Genomic DNA, 14023 nt, shown 5'->3' with positions numbered 1-14023 from the left:
CGTTAAAATAATGTCTTCTTGTGTAAATATAGCCCGTTTTGCCCTAACTGATTGAAAGAAAACTCAAACTTAAAAGTAAAGTCGTTCACGGTCCAAAGGTCGAACCCTATACCGCCGCCAAATAACATCTGATTCGGCAGGCGGTTATCGCCGGCCCATGGATTATGCACATATCCAGCATTGCCATAAATTTTTCCATAAACTTTAAGTGGAATCAACCGGTCTGTAAGCCATTTTAAAAAAGGAAGGCTGAAGCTAAAATTGGTAAGCTGTTTAAATAAAGTAGCATTAATCATACCTCCTGCGACACCATCGATTACATAAGATTCATATCCACGTAAGGTCATATCTCCATATCCCAGTAACGACAAGCTATAGTAAGGTTGCCTGAAAGGAAGCTTCACGGTTCCTAAACCCGAGATATTATAGAAGGTTTTGGAACCCAGCGGCCAGTAGCCCTGTAATTTGGCCGTCAGCTGCCACAGGTTGTGCCTGGAATTCACTCCCTGCTTTAAAACAGAAAGCTCTCCGGCATGGCCGCTGGTAGGATAAGGAATATAATCAAGGTTTTGATAAGTAAGTTTATAGTAAAACTCAGGGAACGACACCTGGGTATTGCCGTTTTTTAAAAAATTGGGGTTTGCACGGATTACCGAATCCCCTATTTTTAATGTGTTAAAGCCGAAACCAAATGTATGCCGCGTGAAAAAAGCAGGACGGTAGGTAGCTTCTACAAAACCCCTGAAGAAGTTGCGTATATAATCAATAGAATCCGTTACAAACACCTGTTTATCGTGTACCGTGATTGCATTGATTTCATGTGTTTTACCGACGGCCAAACTGATATTGGCGCCCCATTTCATTTTGTCGTCGATATATGGCCTGCTATAACTCAGCAATAACTGTTTGGTGTATCCCGTAACCAGGTAAAACCTGAGCTTATCATTATTCCGCGTCAGATTGTCATAATTCAGTTTAATTCCATAATCGAGCCGTCCTATACTGGCCCCGTTTTTGAACAGCCATTCGTTTAAATTACGGTCGATTGGCTTAACATAAGGAATAGGATAAATGTACCACTTTTCTTTTACCGTAATAATAACATCAATGCTGCCATCGTCCACATCTTTAACGGTTACATCGGCCCTGTGGAATAGTGCCGTATTCATTATCTGTGTTTTAGCCTGCGCAAAAATTTCGGGGAGATCGTATAAATGAACGCTATCTGCCTCTTTAAATGGCAGTTCTCTCATCAAAATAGATTTGCTGGTAAACCTGTTGCCTTCTACGCTAATGCTGCGTACAAACAACACTTTGTCATCCGTTCTCTTTTTAAGGCTATCCAGGTTAAAGCTATTAGGGCTGATAGGCGACGGTGTTTTTTCTCTGTCTGGCTTCCCGGTTTTGGTGCTATCCTCCTGTGCAATACTCATTGAACAGGTGCCGATAAACAATAACAGCCACAACAAATATTTTTTTATACCAGGCATTCTTACGTCATCACAAGGGTTCAGTTATATTTAATGGTGGCGTATTAAACATTCAGATAGCTCATCAGGTTTTCATAATTGCTTTTGAGTTCATTGGTATAGAGCTCTTCTCCAAAAAAATATTTTACAAAATAGTCATACCGTTGGAAAGTAGCTACTATATCTGAAACTTCCAGCTTATTGAGCTTCAGTGTTACCTGTATCCTGCCTGTATCATCGCTTTGAGAAGTATTTAATTGTGTGATCTGCGCATCATTGTTTTCAACAATCCTGCCTATTTCTGAAAAAGAATACTGGAAGGCGTCTACCTCAAGTACTATCAGCGCACCTGGCTCATTTACCTGTAGAAAATCCGCTACATCCTGCAATAAATGGCTGGTTTCAATAATTCCGGTCAGTTTATTCTCATTATCTGTTACCGGCAGCATACTTAAATGAGAAGCTACAGCTAATGAAACGGCTTTCAAAAGATGATCTCCGGAGTTTACAGACACTTTAAGAAGTAAATGCTGAATGCCTTTAACCAACGTATTTTCATCAATATTGAGTACCGCCTCTTCTTTTATAATGCCTGCAAATTCACCCTCACTAATAACGGCCAGTTCGTGTACATTATAATCGTACATCAGCTGCAGCACATAATAAACCTTATCAGACAATTTGATCTGGGGCAGATTTTCTAAGGGTAAATTACTAACTAACATATTGCCTTTTTTATACTAAGACTCCCATCTTCAGGCTTCTGTTGCAATAGCGGAATGTTTTTTTAAAAAATCAAACAAAATTTTGTTGAACGCTTCAGGAACTTCCATCATAGGCGCATGGCCACATTTATCAATAAAATGCAGTTCACTGTCGGGGAGAAGCTTATGAAATTCTTCTGCAACAAACGGAGGAGTGATATTATCGTTCTTCCCCCATATTAAAAGCGCAGGGATCTTTATTTGATGGAGTTCTTTTTCCAGGTTGTTCCTGATGGCGCTTTTAGCCAGGGCAATGATCTTTATTACCTTTAAACGGTTATTGGTAATAGAAAAAACCTCTTCCACCAGCTCTTCTGTAGCCATTGCAGGATCGTAAAAGGTATATTCTGTTTTTTTACGGATATATTCCCTGTCGCCACGCTTGGGATAACTGTCGCCCATAGCGCTTTCGAATAATCCGGAGCTGCCTGTTAAAATCACTGTTTTTACACGGCCGTTTGCGTTCTTTAATAAATAAACCAGTCCTACATGGCCGCCCAGCGAGTTTCCCAGCAAGTTTACATTTTTATAATCTCTTGTTTCAATAAATTTATGAATATACTTAGCAAGTCCGCTTACGCTGGTATGTAGTATATCCATATCCAGCAAAGGCAGCATAGGCACCACCACTTTATTGTACTGTTTAAAATAATCCACCAGTGGCTTGAAGTTGCTTAAGGCGCCGAACAACCCATGCAACAACACGAGTGGCTCTCCTTCTCCCTCTTCTATGTAGCTGAATTTATCGTGTTGCTTTATTTCGTACTGCATTACTTAACTTATATTATCGCCGCTAATATATTGATTTTACCAACTCTACCTCCATTATTAGCAGTTATATTTTGAATTTATTTGATAAATATACAAATCACTTTCCAAACATCCGCTCTATCTGTTCCTGTTTAAATTCAAGATAAGTAGGATTCCCGTCAGGAGCTACATTAAAAGGATTGCATAAAAATAAATCGGTAAGCAATTGCTTCATTTCCCTTTCGGTAAGCCGGGTGCCCGTTTTAATGGCCCGTTGCCTCGCCAGCGATCTGATCAGTTTTTCACGGCTGGATATTTTTATATCGGTATTAAAATGTTTGTACTGCTCTATGGTGAAATCGACGATTTGTTTTTCGTTTCCGCTTTCCAGGTCGGCAGGGGTGCCCTGGATAATAAAGGCATTATTTCCGAACGGCTCTATCAGGAAACCCAGCATCCTGAAATCAGGTAATAATTCACTTAGTAGAACAGCATCTGCAGGAGAAAGCTCCAAAGTAGGCGGAAACATATTACTTTGAGTAGCAACAGGTTTTCCATCGGCTGCTGTTATCATTTGTTCATACAAAACCCGCTCATGCGCCGCTTGCTGGTTAATGAGCAGGAAGCTGTTCTCTGTAGGATAAAGAATATAGGTGTTCAAAACCTGTGCAAGGTCTGTATGCTCATCTACTGTAAAAACGGATGCGGCCTGGGGTGCCGAAAATATTTGCGGATTTTTCTCGTATTCAAAAAGAGCTGCTTCTCTTTTTACCGGCTCATAAAAATCTTTCCAGTGCTGCAGCTCAGACAAAGAAGGCTTTTCTATAAAATGGGCCTGGTGCTTTTGTGTAAATCCTTTATAAATGGGAGAGTCCGAAGCCACTTCTTTTTGTTCGGAAGTGAAGGGCCTGGAAACCGAAGGAAGCTGCTGGATAGACGCATCCAGGTCAAAATCCAGCGTGGGTGTAACGCTGAATTGCGCCAGCGCATGTTTTACTGCCGCCTGAACGAAGGCATATACGATCTTTTCATCCTCAAATTTGATTTCCTGCTTGGTAGGGTGCACGTTCACATCTACCTGCTCCGGGTCTATCTCAATAAAAAGCACATACATAGGAAAACTATCGCCAGGGATCATTTCCTGGTAAGCGCTCATAACGGCATGGTTCAGGTAGGCACTTTTGATAAACCGGTTATTTACAAAAAAGTACTGGTCGCCACGCGTTTTTTTGGCTGTTTCCGGTTTGCCGGTAAAGCCAAAAATGTTCATATAATCTGTTTCTTCCTTTACAGTTACCATTTTGGCGTTGTAGTGGTTACCCAGCAATTGCACAATGCGCTGTTTTAAGGAACCTTTTTCTAAATGAAATACCTGCTGGCCATTGGCTGTAAGGGTAAACAATATATGAGGAAAGGACATCGCCACACGCGTAAACTCATCTACAATATGGCGCATTTCCGCAGCATTGCTTTTTAAAAAGTTACGGCGTGCCGGGACGTTGAAAAACAGGTTTTTCATGGCGATGCTGGTACCGTTAGGCAGCGCTACCGGCTCTTGCCGGGTTACCATGCTGTTTTCGACCTCAATTAAAATACCGGCATCATCTTCGGCGCGTTTGGTTTTAAGCGCTACCTGCGCTACCGCAGCAATAGAAGCCAAAGCCTCGCCACGAAAGCCCATTGTTTTGATATGAAACAGGTCGTCTATACTTTTTATTTTGGAAGTAGCATGGCGCTCAAAGCACATACGGGCGTCTGTTTCGCTCATACCGCTGCCATTATCTACTACCTGTAAAAGGGTTTTACCGGCATCTGTTACAATCAGTTTTATTGCTGTTGCACCAGCATCCACCGCATTCTCCAGCAACTCTTTCACGGCGCTGGCAGGGCGCTGTATTACCTCACCGGCCGCTATCTGGTTGGCAATATTGTCGGGTAATAAAACTATTTTATCAGGCACGCTTCACAAAATTTTTAAGCGTGTAAAGGTACAATAATCAATGGGCACTTTATTATCCTACCTACAAACTTTGCGTTAATTGAGTCTTAATGTCTTGAATGATCAGCTCGGCGTTGTAATTTTCACCAGCGTCATTAAATGTAAGTTGAAATTTACTGCCGTATTCGTTTTGCAAACGGGAAATAGTATTTTCCCGGCCAATTCCATGACCGCTTTCTTTTGGCCCCAGCTTTTTTTTGTTCTTTACAATGAATTTTAAATAGTTTTCAGACCGGTTCAATTCGAGCGATATTTTTACCGGGCTCTCAGGCTCATGAAGCGCTCCATGTTTAAAAGCATTTTCCACCAGGGTTATTAAAACCAGGGGCACCACTTTTGCATCGCCTATTTCGTCCTCCGATGGAGCACTATACTCAACCGCCAGTTTGTTTTCAAACCGCATCTGGTTTAATTCAATGTAGGCTTCAATAAACCTGATTTCATCTTTAAGTGAAACCATGGCATCACTACTCTCTGTTAAAGCAAAGCGCATGATATCTGACAGTTTCAATATCCCATTAGCAAGCTCCTTGCTTTTTCCCAAAGCTGCGCTTGCGTACAGAAAGTTAAGTGTATTGAGCAGAAAATGGGGATTGATCTGTGCCCTTAAAAAAGCTGTTTCGGCTGCATGTCTTTTATTTTCTGCCCATTTGGCTTCTTCCCGTTTTTGAACCAGGTCTTCAAAAAAGTAAAACATGAGTCCAAACAGAAAGAAGTATAAGTAGTTGGCAATAAAGGAGACCACAACTATTTTACCGGTAAGGGCTGTTTGTGGCATTTCTGCTGTAGCGGGTGTTATGTACACAAAATACCACCAGTGCGCCCCATAGCTTACGCCCATACCCAGCAACAGCAATAAAACGCGCAGCAGGTAATCTACTTTTTCTCCTTTTTTTGATAGTTTCAATGCTGCGTAAACACTGTAAAACGGACAGATATTTACAGAAAGAGTTCTTAGTAAAAACAAGCCAAAGGTGAAATTTTCCTTCGTGCTGAAATTTAATACAGCAGAAAGTAATATCCAAAATGTCCAGAAAGCACTATGCACTTTTTTAAAATCCTTTGTACTTTCCACCTTCAATATTGATCCCATTGTTGTAATTAATTATGCTGCAAAGTAGTGATATTTAAAAAAAGAGGTGAATACAGCTTCTATTGCATTTAGATGATCTTTGTTTACCTGTTTCAGCAGCCGGTTTTAAAGAGTCTGGGTTTTGTAGGTACTACAAATCGGAACAAAGCAGCGCCATGATAGCGCTGGCGTTAATGCGGATATTATTGATCGGCCTGTATTGTTTATGGCAGGATATTTTATTAATATTAGGCTACATTTGTATACGTACCTCAAAATAGTAATGATGAAGAAATTCGGTTTTTTTCTGCTGATAGTAGCCTGTTCTTTTTTTTGCAAGGCACAAACCAGCCCTGCTGCCCGGCAATGGGTCAACCATACTTATAAAACCTTAAGCGATGATGAAAAGATCGCACAGCTGGTTATTATACGCGCTTACTCCAACAAAGGCGTTGAGACCAAAGTGGTTAACGATATTAAAAAATATAATGTAGGCTCCATTTGTTTTTTCCAGGGCGGACCGGTAAGGCAGGCACAGCTGACCAATTACTATCAAAGCCTGGCTAAAACCCCCATTCTTATTACGATTGACGGAGAGTATGGTTTGGGTATGCGGCTGGACAGTGTGATCCAGTATCCCTATGCGATGACACTCGGGGCAATTACCGATGCTTCACTGGTATATAAAACCGGTAAGGCTATTGGCCAGCAGCATAAACGCTTAGGTGTACAGGTAGATTATGCCCCGGTAGTAGATATTAACAATAATCCCAACAACCCGGTGATCGGCTTCCGGTCTTTTGGAGCAGATAAATACCGCGTAGCCAGGAACGGTATTGCTTTTATGAAAGGAATGCAGGATGCAGGCATTATGGCCTGCGCCAAACATTTCCCGGGACATGGTGATGTGGATGTAGATTCTCACCTGGACCTGCCGGTAATTAATAAGCCGCGCACAGAGCTGGATAACTTAGAGTTATATCCATTTAAGGAAATGATCAACGCCGGCGTACAAAGCGTAATGGTGGGGCACTTATCGGTACCTTCTATCGACAAGGGTAAAAACAGGGCCACATCTATTTCAAAAAACGCGGTAGATGGTTTGCTGAGAAAAGAGCTGGGATTTGAAGGATTGACTTTTACAGATGCCCTGGAAATGAAAGGCGTGGCTAAATATTTCCCGGGAGGCACAATTGCAGTAGAGGCTTTAATTGCCGGTAACGATATGCTTTGTTTGCCCGAAAGCGTGGAAGGTACGATCAAGGCAGTAAAAGAAGCGATCCGGCAAAAGCGCCTGACCTGGGAAGATATCGAACAAAAAGTAAAAAAAGTTTTGCTGGCAAAATATAACCTGGGGCTAAGCAACCCACAGCCTGTTGTTCTTGAAAACTTATTAAACGATCTGAATGCAGCAACCAATGATATCCGCAAGCAGGTAGCGGAAAAATCTTTAACCCTCCTCAGCCTGACCAGCCCCAACACATTCAGGAATGATTTTTTTACCTGGCCACTTAAAAAAGAGCGCAGAATAGCGTATGTGGCATTTGGTAATGACAGCAAACAGGTGTTGGGCGACCGCTTAAAAAACGACTTTAATGCAGATGTGTTTTATATCAACTATAACGACCCGATAGACAAGGGCGGTGCAGTTGTAAAAAAGATTCAGGAAGGGAAATACGACGACGTGATCATTGGCTTTCACGATATTAACCCCCGAAAAGACTTTACCCTGGCAGGAAAGCGATACACCAATTACGGCATATCGGAAAGCGCGGTAAAGAACTGGTATTCTTTGAATAAAACCAATGCCATTACCCTGATATTCGGCAATCCGCTGTCGGCCACCCGCCTTTGCACCGCCCAGTCGCTGGCAGTTTGTTATGAAGATGATGACGTATTTCAAAATGCCGCTGCCGACTGGCTCCGTGGCGATTTTGTGGCCTCGGGCACTTTGCCCTTTAGCGTTTGCACTTATACACAGGGCGACGGGAAATTGGTTTCGCCCGGCGACCTTACCTATCTTGAACCGATAGGAGATGAGCGTTTCAGCGCTGTAGACTCTATTGCAATAGATGGTATTAAAAAAAAAGCCTATCCGGGCTGTGTTATTCTGGCCGCTAAAGATGGAAAGATCGTTTATCATAAGGCCTTTGGGAGCTTTAATTACGACAGTTTAGATGCCACCCGCCTGAATAGTATTTTTGACCTGGCCTCGGTTACCAAAACATCGGCGGTTACCGTTGCCATTATGAAGCTGGCAGAGCAGGGTAAGGTAGATCTAAAAAAAAAGCTTTCGGACTATCTTCTCTTTACTAAACGAACCAGCAAGGCGAATCTTACTTTAGAAAATATCATCCTGCACCAGGCAGGAATGGTGCCGTTCATTCCTTTTTATAAAGCTACGCTGGATGCAGACGGCAACCCCAGGACAGATTTATACAGAGCTCACTCCGAACCCGGCTTTACTACGCAGGTAGCCCGTGAACTGTACCTGAGAAACGACTGGAAAGATACTATCTGGAAAACCATTATAGAAAGCCCGGTTACGCTACAGGGGAAAAAGTACGAGTACAGCGACAACGATTTCTGGTTTTTGGGAAAGATCGTGGAAACCGTATCCGGCAAGCCTTTAAACGAATATGTTCAGGATAATTTCTATGCGCCCTTGTTTATGAAAACAACCGGTTATCAGCCCTTAAAAAAATTCCCTTTGGAAGAAATAGTGCCAACAGAAAAAGAAACCGGTTTCCGGAACCAGCTGATACAGGGCACGGTACATGACGAGGGTGCCGCGTTAGGCGGAGGTGTAGCCGGCCATGCCGGTTTATTTTCAACCGCCTATGACCTGGGAAAGCTTTACCAGATGCTTTTAAGCGGCGGAGAGCTCAACGGCCATCGGTTTTTGAAATGGGAAACCATTCAGAATTTTACGGCCTATCGCAGCAATATCAGCCGCAGGGCCTACGGTTTTGATAAACCCGAAAAGCCTGTCCGTCCGTCAGGCGGCGATAACGCACCGGCCGCTAACCAGTCTTATCCAAGCAGACTGGCTTCACCCCAAACCTATGGACACACAGGGTTTACAGGAACCTGCGTTTGGATAGATCCTAAGTATAATATTGTATATATCTTTCTTTCCAACAGGGTAACACCTACACGCAATAACCCACGCCTGGGCTCATACAATATCAGGGGAAATATACAGGATGCTATTTACAAAGGATTAGGAATTGACGGATAATACAAATGGGTGATTGATACGGCAACTATTTTTTTAGATAGTATATAATACAGCATATTTGTTGTATATTTACAACAAATATGCTGTACCATGAATAAAGGAGATATACCAACACAACCATTCAATACCAAAAAAAGCATTAGAAAAGCCGCAGGCTTAAAGCCCCGCTCGTTTAGGTGGTCTTTAGCTGCAGATGGCAAAACTTATGTATGGGTTAATAAAATGGAACGAATGGAAATTATAAGGCAAGGCGTAGCCTACAATACAATTGAAACAATAAGCAAGCGGTTAAACAAGCCCGTTAAGTCTGTGTTGTCAATTATTGGTATGCCACAAACAACATATAATAAGCGAAAAAATGAACAGGCTATATTAGACAGCAGGAACAGCGAACTCATTGTGCTGATAACCGAATTGATAGACTACGGTATTGAAGTATTTAATAACGAGGAGGAAAAATTTCAAAGATGGTTAAAAAAAAATAATCAGGCGCTTGGTGGAAATTCGCCGGAAAGCCTGTTGGACACCATTACAGGAATTGATGAAGTGAAGTTCTGCCTTAACAGAATTGAGTACGGAAACTTTGCATAAATGAGAGTTTTTAGAATTGAGCGGGAAAAATATTTAAAAACTACTCTAACCGGTATCGGGGCATCAATGTCAAAAGGATACCGGTGGAATAGCTTCAATACAAAACTGGTTTATACTGCCGAAAGCAGAGCTTTAGCAATGCTGGAAGTGTCCGTTCACCTGGATTTAAGTGAGGATTTACCAACAGACAGGCGTTTTGTTGAAATAGAAATACCCGATAATATAGGTGTTTTAGAAGTAAAGATAGAAGACCTTCCCCTCGACTGGAATGCGAAGCCACCGGGCTTATCTACCCAGATAGTGGGAGATGATTTCGTTTTTCAAAACGAAGCAGCAATATTGAAAGTGCCGAGCAGCATCGTTCCGCAGGAATTTAATTATCTCATAAATCCCTCGCATCCTGATTCAAAAAAAATTAAAGTAGTACGTACCACTAAAATGAGCTTTGATACAAGACTAAAACAAAAAGGTAGGAAGTAAGATGCTTCGTTTAGCAATCATTTATGTTATAGGGGGAATGCTTTTTATTTCCTGTGATAATAAGCCGGAAAGAACCATTACTTGCGGCATCTATTACTGGAAAAGCTATTTTAATCCCACCGCCTTTGAAAAACAACGACTGGACAGCCTGCAGGTGAATCGCCTTTATGTCAAGTTTTTTGACATAGCCTGGGACGACCTTGCTCATAAGGCGCTGCCTGTAGCCAAAATCCATATCAGTGATGCTGCTTATCTGCGGCAAAAAAAGATCGTTCCTACGGTCTTTATCACCAATGAAGTGTTCTATAAATTAGACAGCACCGGGGTCAAAGCTTTAGCGGCCAACACCACATCGCTGTTGAAAAAATACAGGTCACTTTATGATTTTGCAAATATTGATGAAGTACAAATGGATTGCGACTGGACAGCGACCACAAAGAATAAGTACTTCTATTTTCTTCAACATATCAGATCACAAAACATAGCGCCGGTATTATCTGCTACTATACGGCTGCACCAGGTTAAGTATACTACATCTTCAGGCATACCGCCCGTTCATAAAGGACTACTGATGTGTTACAATATGGGGAATCTTCAGGAAGCAACATCTCAGAATTCCATTATTGATGCGGAAACATTCAAAGAATATCAATCTTTTATCCATAGCTATCCCCTGCCGCTTGATATAGGCCTGCCTTTGTTCGACTGGTATGTGCTGTTCAGGAAGAACCATTATGCCGGCCTGTTCCTGTCAATACCCCGCCCTGTTTTAAACCGCTTTAAAAGTAATGGTTCCCGTCATTTTGAAGTACTAAAAGACACGGTTATATGGGGGCGTGCCTTAAAAGCCGGAGATATACTGCGGTATGAAAACAGCGATGCGGGAACCGTGCAGAACGTGATACGGCTGCTGAATAAAAAACTCACGGCAAAAAGCCTGCATGTAGTTTTGTATCATTGCGATTCGGTAATTTTAAATAAATATTCTTTACATGAACTGGAAAGCTTTTACCGCAACCTGCGCCGTTATTAGCGCTGTACTGGTTTCGGTTCCGCAAAATATTATTGGTTGTGGCGGAAGCATTGACCCTTATGATTACTACCTGAGCTTTTTTAACCAGTATGCCGCAGCTCAAATTCAATACAAACCGTTCTTTTATACCAACGAACAGTTTCTGTTTGATTATGAGGAGCCGGTCAGCAGCGAAGAGCTGCTGGTAAAAGAATGGGCTGGTTTTACCAACAATAGTACTTCTGTAAAAGATGTAAAGACTTTCGTGATGAGGTTTCCTGCAAAGGATATCAGTACACTTTATTACCATATTGAAAAGAAGAAGCCGGCCATGCTGCCAGATTCCATTAGCAAGAACACGATGTCGCAATTTTTTATAAAAGGAAAAGATTTAGAAGCCTTAGGATATATCCTGTATGCAAAAAAAGTAGAGCCTTATGTAATAAGCAGCAACCATTGGGAGCCTGAAACCCGCGACAGCATGGTGATGGATCAATTGCTGAAGAACGGCCTGCAATTATATAATGCAGCCAAAACCGATCTTTTTAAGCTAAAGTATGCCTACCAGATTGTGAGGCTCGCCCATTACAATGAACGTTATGAAGATGCTGTTAAATATTACGATGAGCTGGTGGCCGACAACCACACCCCCTCTGTATTACAACCTATGAGCCTGGCCTTAAAAGCCGGCGCATTATTCAGGCTGGGAAAGAATGAAGAAGCAGCTTACCTGTTTTCCAAAGCATTTCATCAAAGCCACGCGAAAAAAGTTTCCAATTATTACGGGTTCGACTGGGCCGTTGTAAAAGCTGATGACAAACAGCGATACCTTGCTTTATGCAAGAGTAATGATGAAAAAGCAGATATGCTTTCTTTATTCGCATTAAAGAACCCTGAAACAGACTTACCTGCATTGAAAGAAATTTATACGATCAGGCCTTCTTCTGCTCTGTTATCCACCCTGGTAGTGCGAGAGATCAACAAATATGAAGAAGCATATTTAACGCCACTTACCGGTAAAGAATATAACAGCGGTTTATTAGGCATCAGCTATTACTATCAATATACCGATAAGGAAACAGACAGTTTACTGCGCAAAGAAAAACCCGGGCTTGCCGGGCTGGTAAGCTTTCTGAACCATATAGCCGCTGAAAAAAAAGTAGATGACCCGGCGCTGATGCAGCTCGCTGCCGCTTACGGCGCTTATATGCTTAGAGATTTTGCGAAGGCAAAGAATTATCTTGCCCAAACAAAATCAATGACATTAACGCCGCGTTTGCAGGATCAGTGGATGCTTACCAATTTACTGGTGAACATCAGCTCACAGGAAAAGATAGATGCTGTCCTGGAAGCTGGTATACTCCCCTCGCTCCAATGGTTATATAATAAAGCCGTAGCAGCCGGGCAAAAGCAGGAGAAGGATTATGATTATTATTATTATGGTAATAGCGAAAAAAACCAGTGGCCCCGGTTTTACAGGAACCTGATGGTAGATGTTCTTTCCAAGCGTTATAAAGCACAGGGCGACTTAAATAAAGCGGTACTGGCTATTGGCGCCGCCGAAAAGGCACTGCCGGAATATTACTCCACGCAATCCGTAGCATTTTTAAGGGACGTGTTTAATGGTAAGCAGGCAGAAGAGCTGTACACTTTTTTATCGTCAAAAAAATTTACGTCTTACGAGCAATTTCTGGTTGCCCGTAACCACCTAAAGATAAAAGATGTGGCAGATTTTGCAGGAACCGCTTATTTGCGGGATTATGATTACGGTAAAGCCATAGCATGGTTACAAAAAGTACCCGGTCAGGATATGGTTATTGAGAAAGATCCTTTTATTGATATCCTGTTCGACAGGGAAGAGCGCCTGCCCGATGATAAAAAAACCACCACAAAAATATCTTATGCCAAGGAAATGATACGCCTGCATGAGCTTGCCAAAACAGACAGAGCCAATGCCGCCAAATACCTGTATAGGCTGGCGCTGGGTTATTATAATGTTACATACTACGGCTATGCCTGGAACCTGGTAGAGTACTGGCGCAGCGGCGCTGATGGCTACTTCATCCCCGGGAACGCCACTACTTTTAAAAAGGAGTATTATGGGGCTTTTACCGCGTTGGAATATTTTAAAAAAGCAATGGAGGCGAGCTCAGATAAAGAGTTGAAGGCCCGGTGCCTGTTCATGATGGCAAAGTGCAGCCAGAAACAGATTGCCAAACCCCATTACAGCGATTTTGAAAATTATGACGAGTATGACCAGAAAGAAAAAGCGTATTTTATTTCTTTTATGAATAACCGGTATTTCCCAGAATTCAAAAAAGTTTATGGAGATACAAAATTTTACAGGGAAGCATTAACAAGATGCAGCTACCTGCAGGATTTTGTGGATGGGAAATATAAACAATGACGGGCAACCTCTTTAAATGAATCTGTATTCTTCTTTATGTACCCTTATCACAACAAAATAAAGCAACGTATAAAAAACGGCGAACTGGTGAATTACGAATTTGTAGAAAAATACAATAATATCAGCCCCTGCCTGCTGTTGTATTTTAAAACGGAACCCTTTGTAAAACCCATCAGGGAACACCGGTTTAAGGAATATGAGCCTATTTTGAAAAGTGGTGACGTGAAAAAATAGGGTA

The 14023-nt window shown here is 42.0% G+C and carries 11 protein-coding genes; 6 read left to right on the top strand and 5 right to left on the bottom strand.

What is annotated here, in order from left to right:
* Positions 1–2 precede the first annotated feature (2 nt).
* The 5 genes from ACYVBM_RS08640 to ACYVBM_RS08620 form a co-directional block, all read right to left on the bottom strand.
* The gene (locus tag ACYVBM_RS08640) at positions 3–1433 is read right to left on the bottom strand and encodes a POTRA domain-containing protein (protein ID WP_460685241.1); all 1431 of its coding nucleotides are present in this window, start codon (positions 1431–1433) and stop codon (positions 3–5) included.
* Positions 1434–1534: 101 nt separating this feature from the next.
* A complete protein-coding gene (locus ACYVBM_RS08635) occupies positions 1535–2194 on the bottom strand; it encodes a CBS domain-containing protein (protein ID WP_460685240.1) in 660 nt (219 codons plus the stop codon).
* 30 nt (positions 2195–2224) lie between these two features.
* A complete protein-coding gene (locus ACYVBM_RS08630; RefSeq protein WP_460685239.1) occupies positions 2225–3004 on the bottom strand; it encodes an alpha/beta fold hydrolase in 780 nt (259 codons plus the stop codon).
* Positions 3005–3101: 97 nt separating this feature from the next.
* Entirely contained in the window at positions 3102–4943 is a 1842-nt protein-coding gene (gene mutL / locus ACYVBM_RS08625) for a DNA mismatch repair endonuclease MutL (RefSeq protein ID WP_460685238.1), read from the bottom strand.
* Positions 4944–5004: 61 nt separating this feature from the next.
* Positions 5005–6075, bottom strand: coding sequence for a sensor histidine kinase (locus ACYVBM_RS08620; RefSeq protein ID WP_460685237.1), 1071 nt, complete (start codon positions 6073–6075; stop codon positions 5005–5007).
* A gap of 262 nt (positions 6076–6337) precedes the next feature.
* Here ACYVBM_RS08620 and ACYVBM_RS08615 point away from each other — a divergent pair, with 262 nt between their 5' ends.
* The 6 genes from ACYVBM_RS08615 to ACYVBM_RS08590 all read left to right on the top strand — a co-directional run bounded on the left by ACYVBM_RS08615 (position 6338) and on the right by ACYVBM_RS08590 (position 14019).
* Entirely contained in the window at positions 6338–9295 is a 2958-nt protein-coding gene (locus ACYVBM_RS08615; protein WP_460685236.1) for a glycoside hydrolase family 3 N-terminal domain-containing protein, read from the top strand.
* 90 nt (positions 9296–9385) lie between these two features.
* Positions 9386–9886, top strand: a complete 501-nt coding sequence (parS, locus tag ACYVBM_RS08610) for a type II RES/Xre toxin-antitoxin system antitoxin (RefSeq protein WP_460685235.1) — start codon at positions 9386–9388, stop codon at positions 9884–9886.
* Complete coding sequence (locus ACYVBM_RS08605; protein WP_460685234.1) at positions 9887–10366, top strand: RES family NAD+ phosphorylase; 480 nt, start codon at positions 9887–9889, stop codon at positions 10364–10366.
* A gap of 1 nt (position 10367) precedes the next feature.
* Entirely contained in the window at positions 10368–11399 is a 1032-nt protein-coding gene (locus tag ACYVBM_RS08600) for a hypothetical protein (RefSeq protein ID WP_460685233.1), read from the top strand.
* Positions 11359–13785 carry a hypothetical protein gene (locus ACYVBM_RS08595; protein ID WP_460685232.1) on the top strand — a complete coding sequence of 809 codons (2427 nt, stop codon included), beginning with the start codon at positions 11359–11361 and terminating at the stop codon, positions 13783–13785. The genes ACYVBM_RS08600 and ACYVBM_RS08595 overlap by 41 nt, the downstream gene beginning before the upstream one ends.
* A 36-nt stretch (positions 13786–13821) precedes the next feature.
* Complete coding sequence (locus tag ACYVBM_RS08590; protein ID WP_460685231.1) at positions 13822–14019, top strand: hypothetical protein; 198 nt, start codon at positions 13822–13824, stop codon at positions 14017–14019.
* Positions 14020–14023 lie beyond the last annotated feature (4 nt).

It is taken from the genome of Niabella aquatica (genome assembly GCF_054779315.1).
Note: the sequence above shows the minus strand (reverse complement) of the source record. Positions and strands in the feature narration are given on the sequence as shown.

Bases quoted from the DNA above. Each gene is read 5' to 3' on its own strand.
- ACYVBM_RS08640 (WP_460685241.1), bottom strand. From the start codon at position 1,433: ATGAGTATTGCACAGGAGGATAGCACCAAAACCGGGAAGCCAGACAGA.
- ACYVBM_RS08635 (WP_460685240.1), bottom strand. From the start codon at position 2,194: ATGTTAGTTAGTAATTTACCCTTAGAAAATCTGCCCCAGATCAAATTG.
- ACYVBM_RS08630 (WP_460685239.1), bottom strand. From the start codon at position 3,004: ATGCAGTACGAAATAAAGCAACACGATAAATTCAGCTACATAGAAGAG.
- ACYVBM_RS08620 (WP_460685237.1), bottom strand. From the start codon at position 6,075: ATGGGATCAATATTGAAGGTGGAAAGTACAAAGGATTTTAAAAAAGTG.
- ACYVBM_RS08615 (WP_460685236.1), top strand. From the start codon at position 6,338: ATGATGAAGAAATTCGGTTTTTTTCTGCTGATAGTAGCCTGTTCTTTT.
- parS (WP_460685235.1), top strand. From the start codon at position 9,386: ATGAATAAAGGAGATATACCAACACAACCATTCAATACCAAAAAAAGC.
- ACYVBM_RS08605 (WP_460685234.1), top strand. From the start codon at position 9,887: ATGAGAGTTTTTAGAATTGAGCGGGAAAAATATTTAAAAACTACTCTA.
- ACYVBM_RS08600 (WP_460685233.1), top strand. From the start codon at position 10,368: ATGCTTCGTTTAGCAATCATTTATGTTATAGGGGGAATGCTTTTTATT.
- ACYVBM_RS08595 (WP_460685232.1), top strand. From the start codon at position 11,359: ATGAACTGGAAAGCTTTTACCGCAACCTGCGCCGTTATTAGCGCTGTA.
- ACYVBM_RS08590 (WP_460685231.1), top strand. From the start codon at position 13,822: ATGTACCCTTATCACAACAAAATAAAGCAACGTATAAAAAACGGCGAA.